Annotated in this window: 18 protein-coding genes and 2 tRNA genes; 10 read left to right on the top strand and 10 right to left on the bottom strand. The window is 67.8% G+C overall.

Features of this window, described 5'->3' with window-relative positions:
* Positions 1 to 563 precede the first annotated feature (563 nt).
* The gene (locus tag EER30_RS33170) at positions 564 to 779 is read left to right on the top strand and encodes a hypothetical protein (protein WP_127504605.1); all 216 of its coding nucleotides are present in this window, start codon (positions 564 to 566) and stop codon (positions 777 to 779) included.
* 201 nt (positions 780 to 980) lie between these two features.
* Here the strand turns inward: EER30_RS33170 and EER30_RS33165 are convergent, their stop codons facing one another.
* The 3 genes from EER30_RS33165 to EER30_RS33155 all read right to left on the bottom strand — a co-directional run bounded on the left by EER30_RS33165 (position 981) and on the right by EER30_RS33155 (position 2757).
* On the bottom strand, positions 981 to 1778 hold the full coding sequence (locus EER30_RS33165) for a carbon-nitrogen hydrolase family protein (RefSeq protein ID WP_127504604.1): 798 nt from the start codon (positions 1776 to 1778) through the stop codon (positions 981 to 983).
* Between the two features lie 60 nt (positions 1779 to 1838).
* Complete coding sequence (locus EER30_RS33160) at positions 1839 to 2303, bottom strand: DUF2867 domain-containing protein (RefSeq protein ID WP_127504603.1); 465 nt, start codon at positions 2301 to 2303, stop codon at positions 1839 to 1841.
* A 76-nt stretch (positions 2304 to 2379) separates the two neighbouring features.
* Positions 2380 to 2757: a nuclear transport factor 2 family protein gene (locus tag EER30_RS33155; protein ID WP_127504602.1), complete on the bottom strand. Its 378-nt coding sequence runs from the start codon at positions 2755 to 2757 to the stop codon at positions 2380 to 2382.
* 71 nt (positions 2758 to 2828) lie between these two features.
* On the opposite strand from EER30_RS33155, the gene EER30_RS33150 reads away from it, so the two are divergent.
* On the top strand, positions 2829 to 3452 hold the full coding sequence (locus EER30_RS33150) for a PadR family transcriptional regulator (protein ID WP_127504601.1): 624 nt from the start codon (positions 2829 to 2831) through the stop codon (positions 3450 to 3452).
* 159 nt (positions 3453 to 3611) lie between these two features.
* On the opposite strand, the gene clpX is transcribed toward EER30_RS33150, so the two are convergent.
* The 5 genes from clpX to EER30_RS33125 all read right to left on the bottom strand — a co-directional run bounded on the left by clpX (position 3612) and on the right by EER30_RS33125 (position 8065).
* A complete protein-coding gene (gene clpX / locus EER30_RS33145) occupies positions 3612 to 4901 on the bottom strand; it encodes an ATP-dependent Clp protease ATP-binding subunit ClpX (protein WP_127504600.1) in 1290 nt (429 codons plus the stop codon).
* 210 nt (positions 4902 to 5111) lie between these two features.
* Entirely contained in the window at positions 5112 to 5777 is a 666-nt protein-coding gene (locus EER30_RS33140) for an ATP-dependent Clp protease proteolytic subunit (protein WP_127504599.1), read from the bottom strand.
* Positions 5778 to 5788: 11 nt separating this feature from the next.
* On the bottom strand, positions 5789 to 6418 hold the full coding sequence (locus EER30_RS33135) for a ClpP family protease (RefSeq protein WP_127504598.1): 630 nt from the start codon (positions 6416 to 6418) through the stop codon (positions 5789 to 5791).
* A gap of 187 nt (positions 6419 to 6605) precedes the next feature.
* Entirely contained in the window at positions 6606 to 7955 is a 1350-nt protein-coding gene (gene tig / locus EER30_RS33130) for a trigger factor (protein WP_127504597.1), read from the bottom strand.
* Positions 7956 to 7991: 36 nt separating this feature from the next.
* Positions 7992 to 8065, bottom strand: a tRNA-Pro gene (locus EER30_RS33125).
* A 130-nt stretch (positions 8066 to 8195) separates the two neighbouring features.
* Between EER30_RS33125 and EER30_RS33120 the strand changes: the two genes are divergently transcribed.
* Both EER30_RS33120 and EER30_RS33115 read left to right on the top strand, forming a co-directional pair.
* Positions 8196 to 8266: transfer RNA gene (locus tag EER30_RS33120), tRNA-Gly, on the top strand.
* A 165-nt stretch (positions 8267 to 8431) separates the two neighbouring features.
* Positions 8432 to 8749 (top strand): hypothetical protein, encoded by a 318-nt coding sequence (locus tag EER30_RS33115; protein WP_127504596.1) that lies wholly within the window; start codon positions 8432 to 8434, stop codon positions 8747 to 8749.
* Here EER30_RS33115 and EER30_RS33110 read toward each other — a convergent pair.
* Positions 8737 to 9372, bottom strand: coding sequence for a GntR family transcriptional regulator (locus tag EER30_RS33110; protein WP_127504595.1), 636 nt, complete (start codon positions 9370 to 9372; stop codon positions 8737 to 8739). The two genes, EER30_RS33115 and EER30_RS33110, sit on opposite strands and share 13 nt — an antisense overlap.
* A gap of 597 nt (positions 9373 to 9969) precedes the next feature.
* Between EER30_RS33110 and atzF the strand changes: the two genes are divergently transcribed.
* The 6 genes from atzF to EER30_RS33080 are packed head-to-tail and all read left to right on the top strand — an operon-like array spanning position 9970 to position 15818.
* The gene (gene atzF / locus EER30_RS33105) at positions 9970 to 11568 is read left to right on the top strand and encodes an allophanate hydrolase (RefSeq protein ID WP_127504594.1); all 1599 of its coding nucleotides are present in this window, start codon (positions 9970 to 9972) and stop codon (positions 11566 to 11568) included.
* Complete coding sequence (biuH, locus tag EER30_RS33100) at positions 11568 to 12260, top strand: biuret amidohydrolase (protein ID WP_127504593.1); 693 nt, start codon at positions 11568 to 11570, stop codon at positions 12258 to 12260. The genes atzF and biuH overlap by 1 nt, the downstream gene beginning before the upstream one ends.
* Before the next feature lie 2 nt (positions 12261 to 12262).
* Positions 12263 to 12934, top strand: coding sequence for a cysteine hydrolase family protein (locus EER30_RS33095; RefSeq protein ID WP_127504592.1), 672 nt, complete (start codon positions 12263 to 12265; stop codon positions 12932 to 12934).
* Positions 12931 to 14559, top strand: a complete 1629-nt coding sequence (locus EER30_RS33090; protein WP_127504591.1) for a permease family protein — start codon at positions 12931 to 12933, stop codon at positions 14557 to 14559. The genes EER30_RS33095 and EER30_RS33090 overlap by 4 nt, the downstream gene beginning before the upstream one ends.
* Complete coding sequence (locus tag EER30_RS33085; RefSeq protein WP_127504590.1) at positions 14546 to 14917, top strand: AtzH-like domain-containing protein; 372 nt, start codon at positions 14546 to 14548, stop codon at positions 14915 to 14917. Before EER30_RS33090 ends, EER30_RS33085 begins: the two co-directional genes overlap by 14 nt.
* A gap of 28 nt (positions 14918 to 14945) precedes the next feature.
* The gene (locus tag EER30_RS33080) at positions 14946 to 15818 is read left to right on the top strand and encodes a glucose 1-dehydrogenase (RefSeq protein WP_127504589.1); all 873 of its coding nucleotides are present in this window, start codon (positions 14946 to 14948) and stop codon (positions 15816 to 15818) included.
* Between the two features lie 15 nt (positions 15819 to 15833).
* On the opposite strand, the gene EER30_RS33075 is transcribed toward EER30_RS33080, so the two are convergent.
* Positions 15834 to 16421, bottom strand: coding sequence for a DNA-directed RNA polymerase II (locus tag EER30_RS33075; RefSeq protein WP_127504588.1), 588 nt, complete (start codon positions 16419 to 16421; stop codon positions 15834 to 15836).
* Positions 16422 to 16474 lie beyond the last annotated feature (53 nt).

Below are 16474 nucleotides of genomic sequence, written 5' to 3'. Positions count from 1 at the left end.
AAATGTTGCCAAAGGAATCTCCCACCAAACTTGACCCCGCAAAACGAGGCAAGCCGGCCGGGGTATTACTAATTGGCACTGGCTTATCAAGCACCCTGTTGAGTTCTCAAAGAACAACCGCTCCCGGCTTACCGCTCCGGGGCAACCGCTCAAACTTACCCGGTCGGCTCCGCGAGCGCAAGATCTAGGATCTTGCTCGCACCGCCCAAGTTTGCCCCACGACTCGAACCCGCTTTCCGGCGGGTAGATCGTGGAGTGGCCTCGCGGACCGGCCGACGATCACTTAGTGATCTGCTTGCCCGGTTCCCGCTGGCTTGACTAACTTACCCGGTCGGTTTCGCTTTCGCAAGTCGCCCTGCTCGGCTCCGCCCGGCCTCGTTCGTGAAGCTTAAGACCTGCCCTTCGGAGTCGCCGTCCGACCGTCGCTTTCGCTCCGTTCGTCCGGGTTTCCCTCGGGCAGAGAGAAAGTTACGCGACCGGGTGACGATCATGCAAATCGGCCCCCCACCCGGTCGAGCACCGACAGTGCCCGAATGAGCAGCACGACGTGAAAGAGTGTGTTCATGGGAGCTTCCCCGACGCTCGCCGCCGACGTGCTCGTCGACATGATCATGCCCTTCGGCCAGTTCCTGATCGGCACGCTTGTGCTGGTCACGCTCGTTGTCTCGATCCGCCGCCTGCTCGAGCGCGGCCCTTCCCGCATGGGCGGCGCCATGCTTCTGAGTGGCGGCGCTGTAATCGGACTGGCCATCGTCGGTTACCTCTACCAACTGCTGTGACGCCGCTGACACCTGGTCGGCTAGAAACCGTCGCCCGACCGGGCCGTTGGACCAGCAACCGGCAAAATCCCAGCTAGGGGCCCCTCTCGCCTCGCTGAAAGCCCAATCTGACGGCTTTGGCCGACGCAGAGGCGCTGTTTGAACCAACCCCAACCCGCCACCGGGCCACCGACGTGTACCGGCAGCGCCACACGATCTCGGTTAGAGGCGACGGTTGGCGAGGCTGGGTAGTTCCGAGCGGATCTGATCGAGGCGGGCGAGGTCCAGGTCGGCGGTCACGATGCCGACGGTGTCGGGCGCCTGGGCCAGGACAGTCCCCCAGGGATCCACGATCATGCTGCGGCCGAAGCAGGTGCGACCGGGGTCGTGGTCGCCGATCTGACCGGCGGCGATGACGTAGCACTGGTTCTCGATCGCTCGGGCCCGCAGCAGGACCTCCCAGTGGTCACGGCCGGTGTGCAGCATGAAAGCCGCGGGAACGACCAGCACGCGAGCCCCACCGTCGATGGCGAGGCGCCGATAGAGCTCGGGGAACCGTAGGTCGTAACAGATCGACAAGCCCGTACGGACTCCCGCGATCTCTGCCGTCACCGTCTCGACGCCCGGGGCCACCGATCGGGACTCCTGGTAGGAGACGCGACCAGCGATCTCCACGTCGTACAGGTGGATCTTGCGATAGCGGGCGGCGAGCTCGCCCCTCGGGTCGAAGACCAGGGAGGTGTTGTAGGTGCGGCGTGAATCGGGGCCGGTCTCGTGGAAAGAGCCGGCGTGCACCCAGATGCCGAGTTCTCGGGCGGCGCTCGCGAAGAACTGGGCGAACTCCCCATCTGCCCCCTCGGGTTTGGGCGCGGTGTCTCCGGGCCCCAGATAGTCGACGTATTCGGGCAGGACGGCCAGCTCGGCGCCGACGGACGCTGCTCGCTCCAACAGGCCACGGGCGACCTGGAGGTTGTGGTCTCGATCGGCCCGCGAGTTCACCTGACACACCGCAACGCGCATGCCTGCAGCCTACGAGCGCGGCCACTGCGCACCAACGGTCGGAAGTAGCGGGCCGACCCCCTACCTAAGGAGGTTGTCCGCAGCCCGGGCCAGGAGGAGTTTGAGGAAGCGACGGTGACCGGGAGCCAGACGGGTCCAGATTCGACGACCGGTCGGGCGATCGAAGCGAACCAGCATGGCCTGGGTGAGGGTGGAGGCGGTGGCATGAAAGACGAGGCGCGCGGTCAGTCCCGCGGCAGCTCGAGCTTCGAGAACGATGACATCTGGGGTGCTGTGCACGGTGCGCCAGCCCAAGACCTGAGCGGCTGACCACGGCGGGGCGAGGCGAATCCCGAGGAGGGTCCAGACCGTGATCATCTGGACTCGCGCGGTCAGCGGAGCTCGTTCGAGGACCAGGCGCGCCCAATGCTCCGCAGGCTCGACCCGGGTGACGGTGAGCGTGAGCGACTCGCGGTAGTGCGTGGGAGTGAGGGCGGCGAGATCTTCGAGCTCCGCCGGCATCTCGATCTCGCGAACGTCAGTCACGGTCATCGACCTGTTCGAGAACGGTCGACGCGTCGACCGGTTGCACGTGGGGTCGTAATGCCTCGTGCGGGCGGGGTCATGGCGTGGGTGGGGTGAGGCGGGCCTTCATGGCCTCGGCGAGGGCCTGGACGCCTTTCAGCGGGCGGATCATCACCGTGAACTCGGTGATCTGGCCGGTGGCGTCCTGGTGGAGGAAGTCGGCTCCCTCGAGTTCCTTGTCGCCGACTCGGGCGCGGAAGACGAGCGCGTGATCGGGAGCGTCCGCGGCGCCGATCTCGCGGGTGTAGTGGAAGTCCTCGAAGACCTCGATGACCGCGCGCAGGATCTGGGCCACGGCGAAGCGGCCGCGATAGGGGGTGAAGACGACGGGGCTGCGGAAGACGACGTCCTCGTGGAGCAGCGCGATGGCGGCGTCCACGTCGCGGGCTTCGATCGCTGCTCGGAACGGATGCACTGCGTGACCCCTATACTCAACAAATTGATTAGGTGTGTCTGACGCTAGTCGCCGGACGAGGAGGTGTCCAGGTGTCGCTGCGTCATGCCGTGCTGGCGGCGCTCTCGCACGGAGAGGCCTCGGGATACGAGTTGGCCAAGCGGTTCGACGTGGCGGTCGCGGACTACTGGACGGCCACGCCGCAGCAGCTCTACCGCGATCTGGAACGGCTGGAGTCGGACGGGCTGGTCGACGCGCGTGTCGTCGAGCAGAGTCGCCGGCCCAACAAGCGGGTGTTCACGCTGACCGAGGCGGGGCGGGCGGAGTTGCGCGCGTTCAGCCGGCGACCGGCCAAACCCCCGGCTCTGCGGGACGAATTCATGGTCAAGATGCAGGCTCTCGACGAGGCCGATCCGGCGGCGATCATCGCGGGGGCCGAGGCGCGCCTCGCTCGGTCGACGCAAAAACTGGCACGGTACGACCAGTTGCGCGAGCGGCTGCTGGGCGGGCTCGACGAGCGCGAGTTCCTGGAAGCCGGAAAGCAGGTCGGGCCGTACCTGACGTTGATGGCCGGCCGCATGTACGAGCAGACCAACATCAACTGGGCCACGGCCGTGCTGGCGACCCTCGCGGGTGACAACAATGACGCCGACGGGCACGCTGGCGACCCCGCGGGTGACACCACTGACGCCGGCGCGCGCTGCCGGGAAGCGTAACCAGCGGGGCCGGGCCGGAAGCCGGGTGATCGGCTGGACCCCGACGGCGCGGCCCGCAGCGGCGTTCAGCCAGCCAGTGCGGTTGTGGACGCGACAGCCTCGTACGGGCAAAAAAAGCCGCCGCCGTCAGAGCGACGGCGGCGGCAGAAAGCTGGTGGATCAGGCGGACTTTTCCTCGCGTTCCCGGCGGCGACGGCCCACGAACTCGCGCGGGACGATCGTCGGGTTCACGTTTTCGAGGACTACCTCGCGGTTGATTACCACGCGGGCCGCGTCAGGGTTGCTGGGCACCTCGTACATCACGGAGAGCAGGACCTCTTCCATGATCGCGCGGAGGCCGCGAGCGCCCGTGCCGCGGAGCATGGCCTGGTCGGCGATGGCCTCGAGCGCGCCGAAGTCGAACTCGAGCTCGACACCGTCCAGTTCGAAAAGCCGCTGGTACTGCTTGACGTACGCGTTGCGCGGCTCGGTCAGGATCTTGATCAGCGCTTCGCGGTCGAGGTTGCGGACCGTGGTGATGACCGGCAGACGACCGATGAACTCGGGGATCAGCCCGAACTTCAGCATGTCTTCCGGCATGACCTTGCTGAAGATGTCGTCGGTGTTGCGCTCGGAGATCGAGCGCAGGTGGGCACCGAAGCCGACACCGCCGTGACCGACACGCGACTCGATGATGCGGTCGAGCCCGGCGAACGCGCCACCGACGATGAACAGCACGTTGGTGGTGTCGATCTGGATGAATTCCTGGTGCGGGTGCTTGCGACCACCCTGGGGCGGCACATTGGCCACCGTGCCCTCAAGGATCTTGAGGAGGGCCTGCTGGACGCCCTCACCGGAGACGTCCCGCGTGATCGACGGGTTTTCGCTCTTACGGGCGATCTTGTCGACCTCGTCGATGTAGATGATGCCCTGCTCGGCACGCTTGACGTCGTAGTCGGCGGCCTGGATCAGTTTGAGCAGGATGTTCTCGACATCTTCGCCGACATAGCCGGCCTCGGTCAGAGCGGTGGCGTCAGCGATCGCGAACGGCACGTTGAGCATGCGGGCCAGCGTCTGCGCCAAGTGGGTCTTGCCGCAGCCGGTGGGGCCGATGAGCATGATGTTGGACTTGGCCACCTCGACATCGCTGCCCCCACCGGGAGCACCGCTCGACTCGGCCTGAATCCGCTTGTAGTGGTTGTAGACGGCGACCGAGAGCGCCTTCTTGGCCTGTTCCTGGCCGACCACGTACTGATCGAGGAACTGGCAGATCTCCATCGGCTTGGGAAGCTCTTCCCACTTCACCTCGCCGGTCTCGGCCAGCTCCTCTTCGATGATTTCGTTGCAGAGGTCGATGCACTCGTCGCAGATATAGACCCCGGGGCCCGCGATGAGCTTCTTAACCTGCTTCTGGGACTTCCCACAGAAGGAGCACTTGAGTAGGTCGCCGCCGTCGCCGATCCGTGCCACCTACGTTCTCCTTGAGCTCATCGGCCGGCTCGCGCCGGCCCCTGATCCGAGGACGATTTGCCTCGTTGCCATCTCATCGTCTGCCGAAGCGCGTATCTGAGGCTGCATCCTCGACGTTACCCGCAAAGGGGCGGTTCTCCGACCCCCCAAAACGGGCGTGTCAGGGGTCGGTCCGCCCAAACTCGCTCAGGCCGGCCCCTGACTCTACGCTCAGCTACCCGTGCCCACCGACTGCAGGCTCTTCTTCCGCGAGGCGAGAACGACATCGACGATGCCGTACTCCTTGGCCTCGTCGGCCGTCATGATCTTGTCGCGGTCGACGTCCTTGCGGACCTGCTCGGTCGTGCGGCCCGTGTGGCGCGAGATCATCTGCTCCATCTGGGTGCGCATGCGCAGGATCTCGCGCGCCTGGATCTCGATGTCGGAACCCTGGCCGTAGCCGCCCTCGGTGGCCGGCTGGTGGATCAGGACCCGCGAGTTGGGCAGAGCCATGCGCTTGCCCGCCGTGCCGCCGGCCAGCAGGACGGCAGCCGCGCTGGCCGCCTGCCCGAGGCAGACCGTCGAGATGTCGGGGCGCACGTACTGCATGGTGTCGTAGATCGCCGTCATGGCGGTGAAGGAGCCGCCGGGCGAGTTGATGTACATCAGGATGTCGCGGTCCGGGTCGGAGCTCTCCAGCGTCAGCAGCTGGGCCATCACGTCGTTGGCCGACGCGTCGTCCACCTGGACGCCGAGGAAGATGATCCGGTCCTCGAACATCTTGTTGTAGGGGTTCGTCTCCTTCATCATCCCGTTCGAGGAACGCTCGACGAAGGAGGGCAGCACGTAACGGTTGTGCACCGGCGCGAACCCAGAGGGCAAGGTCAGGTCAGTCATGGTTCAGCTCCTCAGTTCAGCGTTCCGGCGCCCTCGGGAACCTGAGTGGCCCCGGTGATCACCTTGTCGATGAAGCCGTAGTCGACGGCCTCCTGAGCCGTGAACCAACGGTCACGGTCGGAGTCGGCCTCGATCTGCTCCTGGGTCTGGCCGGTGTGGAAGGCGACCCGCTCCTGGAACATCCGCTTCGTGTAAAGCATCTGCTCAGCCTGGATGGCGATGTCGGCGGCGGTGCCGCCCATGCCGCCCGAAGGCTGGTGCATCATGATCCGCGCGTGGGGCAGCGAGAAACGCTTGCCCGGGGCGCCCGCGCAGAGCAGCAACTGCCCCATCGACGCGGCCATGCCCATCGCCACGGTCTGCACGTCGTTGTCGATGAACTGCATGGTGTCGTAGATCGCCATGCCCGAGTAGACGGAGCCACCGGGCGAGTTGATCCACAGGTTGATGTCGCGCTCGGGGTCCTGGGCGGAAAGCAGCAGCAGCTGCGCGCAGATGCGGTTGGCGACCGCGTCGGTCACCTCGCTGCCGAGGAAGATGATCCGCTCACGCAGCAGCCGATTGAAGACCGAGTCGTCGAGGTTGCCACTGAGGGTTTCACCGCGGAGCAAGGGGCTCGCGGCGAGATGAAGATCGGTCATGGCAGCCCTTCACAGCTGACTGTGTCGGCCAGAACGCGGCCGGCAGGTTGTCCGTCGTACGACCAACCTAACCGGTCTTATGCGCATCAGCTTCCCGCTCAGGCGGGTGTTCGCTGACAGCGCACGGGACCGGAGAAACGCGGAAGCCGCCGCCCCACAGAGCGACGGCTTCCACCCTAGAGCTAACTCAGTGGTTGTGACCGGCGTGCTCGTCCTCGCTGGCGGCGCGGAGGTCGTCGAGGGTCAGGACCGTGCCGTCGGCGTCCTTCATCTCGACCTGCTCCATCACGGAGGCCAGCGCCTTGCCCCGGCGAACGTCACCGAAGACCGCGGCGGCCGCGCCCGACTGCACGAGCTGGTCGTAGTACTGCTGAGGCTGCATCTGAGCGCGCTGCGCCCGGTGCACGATCTCGTGGCCGAACTCGTCGTCGGAGACCTGAACGTCCTCGGCGTCGGCGACGGTGTCGAGCAGCAGCTGAATGCGGACGCCCTCCTGAGCGGCCTCGGTCAGCTCCTGGTCGATCTGCTCCTCGGTCTTGTCCTCCGAGGTCAGATAGTCCTGCAGCGTCGCGCCGATGCGCTCGAGCTGGTCGGTCATGGCCTGCTTGCGGCCCTCGACCTCGTCCTTGACGACACCCTCGGGAGCGGGGATGTTCGCAGCCTCGACGAGCTGCTTGAGCGCCTCGTCACGGGCGGCGTAGATCTGCTCGACCTTCTTGACCTTGGTCAGCCGCTCGCGCAGGTCGCCCTTGAGCTCGTCGAGCGTGTCGAACTCGCTCGCCATCTGGGCGAAGTCGTCGTCGATCTCGGGAAGCTGCTTGTCCTTGACGCTGCGCACCGTGACCTCGACCTCGGCGTCACGGCCGGCGAAGTCGCCGCCCACGAGCTGAGTGGTGAAGTTGGCGTCGGCGCCGGCGACCAGGCCCACCAGGACCTCGTCGAGACCCGGAAGAAGCTGCTTGCTGCCAACCTCGTGCGAGATGTTCGTGGCGGAACCGCCCGGAACCTCTTCGCCGTCGACGGTCGCCTTCAGGTCGAGCTGCACGTAATCGCCCTCGGCGGCCGGCCGCTCGACGGTCTTCAGCGTGGCGAAACGCTCACGCAGGCCGTTGATCTGCTCATCGATCTCGTTGTCGCCGATCTCGACCGCCGGAACCGTGACGGAGATCGTCGACAGGTCGGGCACGGTGATCTCGGGACGGACGTCGACCTCGGCCGTGAACCGCAGCGGCTCGTTGTCGGCGAACTCGGTGATCTCGACGTCGGGCCGGCCCAGCGTCTTGACGTCGTGCTCCTGCACGGCCTCGAGAAGCTTCTGCGGGATGGCCTCCTGGACCGCCTCGTTCAGGACCGCGCCCCGTCCGACCCGCTGGTCGATGACCGCTGACGGGATCTTGCCGCGACGGAAGCCCGGCACCTGCACCTGCGCGCCGATCTCCCGGTACGCCTTCTGCAGGCTCGGCTTGAGCTCGTCGAACGGCACCTCGATGGCGAGCTTCACCCGAGTCGGGCTCAGAGTCTCGACGGTGCTCTTCACAGGCGTACTCCTTGTTGCGCGGATAGTTGATGTCAGTCGGGGTGGCGGGATTTGAACCCACGGCCCCTCGCTCCCAAAGCGAGTGCGCTACCAAGCTGCGCCACACCCCGTGGCGACGGCCAGTGTATGCGGTCCGCTTCCACGCGCGTGCGCTGGAGTCACCTGGAGGGGAATCCGGTTCGCGTGGACGGGAGATGATTCAGTAAGCTGTCCCAGAACCCCCGTCCTCGACGGGGGCTTGCGGGCGTAGCTCAATGGTAGAGCCTCAGTCTTCCAAACTGATTACGCGAGTTCGATTCTCGTCGCCCGCTCGCCTTTGGCTCCCCCCTGTCCGCGGAGTGCGCGGACCGGGGCGGCTCGCATTCTTACCTGGGGGCCGAGCCCCCAGACCCCCACGTTACGGCTGGTTACTGGCCGTCGTTGGTTGCGGGCAGATCAAGATCAAGTTCCTGGCGTACGCCACCACAGCACGACGGGTGGGCAGGCAGATCAAGATCAAGTTCCTGGCGTACACCTCCACAGCACGACGGGTGGGCAGGCAGACCAAGATCAAGTTCCTGGCGTACACCACCACAGCACGACGGGTGGGCAGGCAGACCAAGATCAAGTTCCTGGCGTACGCCGGCTCAGCACGACGGGTGGGCGGGCAGACCAAGATCAAGTTCCTGGCGTACGCCGGCTCAGCACGACGGGTGGGCGGGCGGTTCTCGGTCAGGCTTCCGGCATACGCCAACCCGGCTCGGCGGGCGGATCATGTTCGTGGCGTGCGGGTGACGTGGGGTTACGTCAAGTAGGCGCGGGCGCCGTGGGTGGTTAGGGCTGTCAGGATTGCTGAGGGGGTGCCCTGTTCCAGGGCGGTCAGTAGGCGTTCGTGGCGTTGCAGGCCGTCGTCGGAGCGGGTTGCCTCGGCCTCTCGTTGCATGTTGACGGCCATGTAGAGCTGGATTCGGACGAGCAGCGAGCCGTACAGGGCGGTCAGTTGGCGGTTTCCGGCCAGGGCCACCACCTCGGTGTGGAAACGGCGGTGGGCGTTGGCCAGCTCCAGGCGGTCGTCGGAGGCGGTGGCCAGGCGCATCACGTCCAGCGTGGCGCGGAGGCGGGTCAGGTCGGGGGAATCCGGCATGGTCGCGATGGCGTGTCGCTCCAGCACGTCGCGGACCTCGTAGAGTTCGCGCACGTCGTCGTCGGACAGCGTCGCGACCCGGGCGCCTCGCCGGGGGATGTGCTCGACCAGGCCCTGCTGGGCCAGCAGGCGCATGGCCTCTCGCAGCGGTGCACGGCTGATGCCCAGGCGGCGGGTCAGTTGCTCCTCGATGAGGCGCTGGCCCGGCTCGCTGCGGCCGCTCAAGATCTCCAGCCGCAGGCGTTCCACCGCCAGCTCCACGAGACTGTACGTCTGCAGCTCCCCGTCGCTCACTCTGGTGAGTCTGCCAGTCTCGCCACCGTCGCCCGGCACCCGTCGCCGTCTCGGCGCCGCAGTCGGCGGGTCGGCCCCCGCACGGCCCCGGCCGCCACCCTTCCCACGTCCCGGCGCTCCGGTCGCCGTGGGTGACGGGAGGCTGATTCTGTGTGCGATTTAAGGGGCAGCTAATAGACGATTGTCTAAGTTTGGGATTACCTTTGCGCGGGCGTCTGGAACGGGAGCAGGGTCCAGAGCTCTTGGCCGGGGCACCCACGCCGGCTGAGACGCGCGGCGCCGGGTGGCGGCCCGGCGCCGCGCCCCCACGGCCCACGGGCCGCCGGAATCAGGCACGTTCCGCGCATCCGCAAGTGCCCGCACCGGAGGTACTGTCGCGCGATGGCCGCACTCTGGATAACGCTGATGGCACTCGGCGTGGTGATGATCGCGGTCGCCGTGTGGCCCTCCATCCGTCGGCCCCGTTCCAAGAAATCCGACAACTAGCCTCAAAATTCCGGGTCGTCGGCCAGAGAACGGGGCCCATGCGAGCCCAGCGAAATCGCGCCGTTACAAAGCGTCGGCTTCGCTGTAACAGAATTGTCGACAATCGACGATGTGGATGCAGACGCGTTCGTCGAGGAAGTGCTCGGTCGGCCGGCAGCCGAGGGGGTGTGGATCAGCACCTTCTCGGAGGGGCAGCTGCGCGAGCGGGTGGCGGCCATCGATCCCGGGTTGCCGCTGGCCGGGGTGCCGTTCGCGGTCAAGGACAACATCGATGTGGCGGGGCTTCCGACCACGGCGGGATGCCCTGACTTCGCGTACGTGCCGCAGCGCAACGCGGCCGTGGTGCAGCGGCTGGTCGACGCGGGCGCGGTGGTGGTCGGCAAGACGAACCTCGATCAGTTCGCCACGGGACTGACGGGGGCGCGCTCGCCGTACGGGGTGGCGGAGAGCGTCTTCGGGGGCGGGCTCATCTCGGGTGGATCGAGCTCGGGATCGGCTGTGGCCGTTGCCGATGGGACGGTGGTCTTCGCGCTCGGCACCGACACGGCCGGGTCCGGACGGGTGCCGGCCGCGCTCAACGGGATCGTGGGCATCAAACCGACGCGGGGGCTGCTGAGCACGCTCGGGGTGGTGCCGGCCTGCCGATCGCTCGACTGCGTGTCGGTGTTCGCGCGGGACCTGACCACCGCTGACCGGGTGATGCGGGTCGCGCGGGGCCGCGTACGGGACGACCCGTGGTCGCGGGAGGGGCACCGTGAGCTGATCGCCGAGCCGCGGGTGGGCGTACCGGAAAGCCTGGATTTCTTCGGGGACGCGGGGCAGGAAAAGGCGTTCTCAAGGGTCGTCGGGGCCGCGACGGTCGATGTCGGGCCGCTGCTGGAGGCCGGGGACCTGCTCTATCGCGGGCCCTGGGTGGCCGAGCGGCTGGCCGGCCTCGGGGAATTCCTGGCGTCGCATCCGCAGTCGGTGCTGCCGGTGACCCGGGCCGTGCTCGAGACGGGACTCAAGTTCTCGGCGGTCGACGCGTTCCGCGCCCAGCACCGGCTGCAAGAGCTCAAGGCCGCGACCGATCGCCTGTGGGAGCGGATCGACGTGCTGGTGCTCCCGACGATCGGCACGACCTTCACGTACGACGAGATCGCCGGCGATCCGATCGGACGCAACCTGCTGCTGGGGCGATACACGCAGTTCGCGAATCTGCTCGACCTCGCGGCCGTGACCGTGCCGAACGGGTTCACGGCGGACGGGCGGCCCGCGTCGATCACGCTCTTCGGGCCGGCCTTCAGCGACGAGACGCTGGCCATGTACGCCCGGTCGCTGCCGGTCGAGGACACGATGACGCTCGCCGTCGTGGGGCTGCACCTGAGCGGCGAACCACGCCACCACGAACTGCTCGACCGCGGGGCCACGCCGGCCGGCACTGCCCGCACCGCACCCTGCTATCGCCTCTATCACCTGCCCTTGGGCGCACCGGGACTGGTACGCGACGCGAGCGGCGAGGCGATCGACGTGGAGCTCTGGCAGCTGCCCGCGGCCCAGGTCGGGGGCTTCCTGGCCGGCATCGCGGCCCCGCTGTCGCTGGGCCGGATCGCATTGCACGACGGCACGGAGGTCACCGGGTTTCTGTGCGAGGCCTACGCGGCGACCGGGGCCGAGGACATCACTGCCAGCGGCGGCTGGCGGAACTTCCGGGCGAGAGGAGCCACCTGATGACCGCAACGATCGGGCCGGTCAAGGCCGACCCGTACCTCTGGCCGTACGACGGCACGGTGCCTGTGCCGCGGACGGCGCTCATCTGCATCGACTGGCAGACCGACTTCTGCGGAAAAGGCGGCTACGTCGACTCGATGGGCTACGACATCGAGCTGACCCGGGCCGGGCTGCCGGCTACCGCGCGACTGCTGGCGCACGCGCGGGAGCTCGGGATGCTCGTGATCCACACCAGGGAGGGGCACGACCCGAACCTGTCCGACCTGCCGGCCAACAAGCGGTGGCGGTCGGCGCGGATCGGGGCGGAAATCGGCTCGGAAGGGCCGTGCGGACGGATCCTGATCAAGGGCGAGCCCGGGTGGGAGATCGTGCCCGAGGTCGAACCCGTGGCCGGCGAGGTGGTGATCGACAAGCCGGGCAAGGGCGCCTTCTATGCCACCAATCTCGACCTCGTGCTGCGTACCCGCGGCATCTCGCATCTGATTCTGACCGGCATCACGACTGACGTCTGCGTGCACACGACGATGCGCGAGGCGAACGACCGCGGGTACGAGTGCCTGATCCTGAGCGACTGCACGGGGGCCACCGATCCCGGCAACCACTCAGCCGCCCTGCACATGGTCACCATGCAGGGCGGGGTCTTCGGCTGCGTCGCCACCTCGGACGACGTCATCGCGGCGACGGAGGCGTGATCATGCCGACCGTCGACGCGAAGCCGGGTCCCTTCACCTTCGATCTCGAGAGCACGGTGCTGCTGGTCATCGACATGCAGCGCGATTTCCTGCTGCCGGGCGGGTTCGGCGAGAGCCTGGGCAACGACGTCGGCCAGCTCAGCCGCGCGATCGAGCCGCTGGCCGCGCTGATGGCCGCCTGGCGAACGGCAGGGTTGCCGATCGTCCACACCCGTGAGGGTCATCTACCCGATCTGTCGGACTGTCCGCCCGCCAAGCTGCGGCGGGGCGCCCCCTCGAAACGCATCGGGGACCCGGGCGCGTTCGGCCGCATCCTCGTACGCGGGGAGTACGGCCACGACATCGTCGACGAGTTGCAGCCCGTCGACGGCGAGGTCGTCGTCGACAAACCGGGCAAGGGCGCTTTCTACGCCACCGACCTGTCCGACGTTCTCGACAAGTTCGGCGCGCGCAGCCTGGTGGTGACGGGCGTCACGACCGAGGTCTGCGTGCACACCACGGTCCGCGAGGCTAATGACCGCGGGTACGAGTGTCTCGTGCCGGCCGACTGCGTCGGCTCCTACTTTCCCGAGTTCCAGCGCGTCGGGCTGGAGATGATCGCCGCGCAGGGCGGCATCTTCGGCTGGGTCGCCGACTCCCCCACCCTGATCTCCGCCCTCGAGGAGTTGCGATGACACCAGGAGTTGCGACGGCACGGCTTCCCTACTGGGTTCGCGGCGACACGAACGCCTTCTTCGGCTTCGGCGTCAACGTCCTGGTCAACGTGCTAACCCTCACCGGGCTCTGCATCGGCGTCATCGGGATGCCGGCCGCCGACGTCTTCGGCGTCATCCTGCCCGCACTCGGCATCGCGCTGGTCGCCGGCAACATCTTCTACACGTTCCTGGCCCGGCGGCTGGCCGCGCGCGAGGGACGCTCCGACGTCACCGCCCTGCCGTACGGCCCGAGCGTGCCGCATATGTTCATCGTGATCTTCGTGATCATGCTGCCGATCTACCTGACCACCAAGAACCCGGTCGCGGCCTGGACGGCGGGCATCGCGTGGGCGTTCATCATCGGCGTCATCGTGCTGATCGGGGCGTTCGTCGGCCCGTACATCCGCAAATATGCGCCGAAGGCAGCGCTGCTGGGCACCCTGGCCGGCATCTCGATCACCTTCATCTCGATGAACCCGGCCGGGAACATGTGGAACTACGCGTGGATCGCGCTGCCGGTCTTCGGGCTGCTGCTGATCGGCCTGCTCACCGACGTCAAACTGCCCTACAACTTCCCGATCGGGCTGGCCGCGCTGCTCGTCGGCACCGCGATCGGCTGGATCGGCGGGGCCATGTCGGTGCCCGACGTGACCTCGGCCGCCCGCGACATCGCGTTCGCCTTCCCGCACCTGAAGTTCGGCCTGCTCCTCGACGGCCTGGCCGACATGGCGCCGCTGCTGGCGACCGCGATCCCGCTCGGCGTCTACAACTTCACCGAGGCGATGACCAACGTAGAGAGCGCCGCGACCGCCGGTGATCGCTACAACCTTCGTAGTGTGCTGCTGGCCGACGGAGCCGGCGCGGTGATCGGCTCGTGTCTCGGCTCGCCGTTCCCGCCGGCCGTCTATGTCGGACACCCGGGTTGGAAGGCGGCGGGCGGCCGCACCGGCTATTCGATGGCGACCGGCGTCGTGATCGCTCTGCTGTGCTTTTTCGGCCTGTTCGGGTTGCTCGGGGCGATCCTGCCGACGGCCGCGATCGTGCCGATCCTGCTCTACATCGGCCTGCTGATCGGCGCTCAGGCGTTCCAGGCGACCCCGAAGGCGCACGCGGCCGCGGTGGTGGCGGCGCTCATCCCCAACATCGCGCAGTGGGCCACCGGGCAGATGGACAACGCGCTGGCGGCCGCCGGGACCTCGGCGGCCGAGGTCGGGACCAGCGCGCTGGCCGGGGCGGGCGTGGTCTACGACGGGCTCCGAACGCTCGGCGAGGGGGCGATCCTGGCCGGGCTCGTGCTCGGGGCGATCGTCGCGTTCATCATCGACAAGCGCTTCTGGCACGCGGCGGTATTCGCGGGATCGGGCGCGGTGCTCAGCTTCATCGGATTGATCCACGCCGAGAAGGTGCAGTGGAACGCGGACGGGCAGGTGACGCTCGGATATCTGTTCCTAACGGTCGTCTGCGTGCTTTTCGCGCTCAGCAAGCCCGTGCCGCGCGTGCCGGGCCAGGACGAGATGGACAGCTTCGAGGGCAACACCTTCACCGAGGCGCCCGAGGGCGGTGTGCCCGTGCCGGCCGAGGGGGCCACCAGTGCGACGCGATGATCCGGAGGTGCTCATCGAGGTGGCAGCGGCCTTCGAGGCGTACGAGAAGGCTCTGGTCGCCAACGACGTAGAGGCGATGCTCGGCTTCTTCGCCGAGGGGACGGTGCGCTACGGGATCGCCGACCAGCAGGTCGGTCTTGATGAACAACGGGCGTGGCGGCTCGCTCAACCACCACTGCCGCCCGGCCGGCGCCTCAAGGACACGATCATTCAGTCGTACGGGAACGGGGTTGCTCTGGTGAACACCCTGTTCTGCTATCCGGGCGGCGAGGTGCTGGGCCGTCAGTCGCAGACGTGGGTGCGGCTGCCACATGGGTGGCGCATCGTGGCTGCTCATGTATCGGAACCGCGCGCATGAACCGGCCCTGAACGGGCAAGCGGAGGGCATGGACCCGAGAAACCTGTATCCCCGATCCCCACTCGACGGCGGTAACCAAGAGCCGCCGGGCTCGACGAACGCGATGCCGGACCGCCCCGACCACGGTGAGGACAGCTACCGTGGCTCGGGGCGGCTGGTGGGACGGAAGGCGGTCATCACGGGTGGGGACTCGGGGATCGGACGGGCGGTGGCCATCGCGTTCGCTCGCGAAGGGGCCGACGTGCTGATCAGCTATCTGCCCGAGGAGGAAGAGGACGCCGCCGAGACCGCCGGGCTCATCGAGACGGCGGGGCAGAAAGCCGTACGGGTGCCGGGGGACATCCGGGACGAGGAGCACTGCAAGGCGATCGTCGAGCGGGCCGTGAGCGAGCTCGGCGGGCTGGACATCCTGGTGAACAACGCGGCCTATCAGATGGCCCAGCCGGGCGGGATCAGTGACATCACGACCGAGCAGTTCGACCGGGTCATGAAGACCAATCTGTACGCGATGTTCTGGATCAGCCGGGCCGCGGTGCCGCACATGGGGCCCGGCGCGACGATCATCAACACGGCGTCGATCCAGGCGTACCAGTCGTCGAGTGCGCTGCTCGACTACGCGACCACCAAGGGCGGCATCGTCGCGTTCACCAAGGCGCTGGCCGAGGATCTCGCCGAGCAGGGCATCCGGGTCAACGCGGTGGCGCCGGGGCCGATCTGGACGCCGCTCATCCCGGCGACGATGGTCGACGAGAAGGTGCGGAAGTTCGGCGCGGACACGCCGCTCGGCCGGCCGGGACAGCCGGCCGAACTGGCGTCCGCCTACGTCTACTTCGCGAGCCCGGAGTCGAGTTACACGACCGGCGAGGTGCTTGGCATCACCGGGGGCAAACCCGTCAGCTAGAACCGCGCCGGCCCGTCAGTTGACGAACAGGTCGGCCACCCAGTGGACGGCGTCCATCACCCACTCGGTCTGCTGCAGGTGGGTCACGCCGACGCCGGCCAGGAACAGGGCCGTGACCAGGTGTGAGCCGCGCGCGGTGCGCCGGACGCGGCCCAGCTGGCGCTCCAGCACCAGGTGACCCACGACGCGGGCCAGGCAGAAGACGCCGACGGCGACGGCGAGCGTCACGAGCAGCACGACCATCGGCGTGCCGATCGGGCCCTCGCCCGACAGTGCCCAGATGCCCCAGCAGACGAAGGCGAACAGCACCGCGGCACTCGTCCACTCGCCGCCCAGGCGCAGCTCGCTCCACTTCCAGCTGATGCTGGGGTGAGCCGACGGAGCGCCGGCGCCGGGCCAGCCCGTGCCGGTGGGCTCGTGGTCGGCCCGGGGGCGCGCGCTGACCTGAGCGCGGCCCTGGCTGAACGGCAGGTCCGGCGCGGGTGCGGCCGGAAACTGCTCGGTGGGTGGCGGACCGTGCACAGGCGTCGTGGGCGCGTCGGCCCAGGGATCCTGCGGTGGCATGTCGAGCGTCCGCTCCGACCACTGCGGTTGCTCAGGCATCGATTCCCCCTCCGGTCGGCGGGGCGTCGCCCCCGCCCACATCGAGAGTAGCG

Origin of the sequence: Actinoplanes solisilvae (genome assembly GCF_003999975.1) — a bacterium.
GTDB classification, from domain to species: Bacteria; Actinomycetota; Actinomycetes; order Mycobacteriales; family Micromonosporaceae; genus Actinoplanes; species Actinoplanes solisilvae.
Note: the sequence above shows the minus strand (reverse complement) of the source record. Positions and strands in the feature narration are given on the sequence as shown.

Bases quoted from the DNA above. Each gene is read 5' to 3' on its own strand.
- EER30_RS33170 (WP_127504605.1), top strand. From the start codon at position 564: ATGGGAGCTTCCCCGACGCTCGCCGCCGACGTGCTCGTCGACATGATC.
- EER30_RS33165 (WP_127504604.1), bottom strand. From the start codon at position 1,778: ATGCGCGTTGCGGTGTGTCAGGTGAACTCGCGGGCCGATCGAGACCAC.
- EER30_RS33140 (WP_127504599.1), bottom strand. From the start codon at position 5,777: ATGACTGACCTGACCTTGCCCTCTGGGTTCGCGCCGGTGCACAACCGT.
- EER30_RS33135 (WP_127504598.1), bottom strand. From the start codon at position 6,418: ATGACCGATCTTCATCTCGCCGCGAGCCCCTTGCTCCGCGGTGAAACC.
- biuH (WP_127504593.1), top strand. From the start codon at position 11,568: ATGACCGCAACGATCGGGCCGGTCAAGGCCGACCCGTACCTCTGGCCG.
- EER30_RS33095 (WP_127504592.1), top strand. From the start codon at position 12,263: ATGCCGACCGTCGACGCGAAGCCGGGTCCCTTCACCTTCGATCTCGAG.
- EER30_RS33090 (WP_127504591.1), top strand. From the start codon at position 12,931: ATGACACCAGGAGTTGCGACGGCACGGCTTCCCTACTGGGTTCGCGGC.
- EER30_RS33080 (WP_127504589.1), top strand. From the start codon at position 14,946: ATGGACCCGAGAAACCTGTATCCCCGATCCCCACTCGACGGCGGTAAC.
- EER30_RS33075 (WP_127504588.1), bottom strand. From the start codon at position 16,421: ATGCCTGAGCAACCGCAGTGGTCGGAGCGGACGCTCGACATGCCACCG.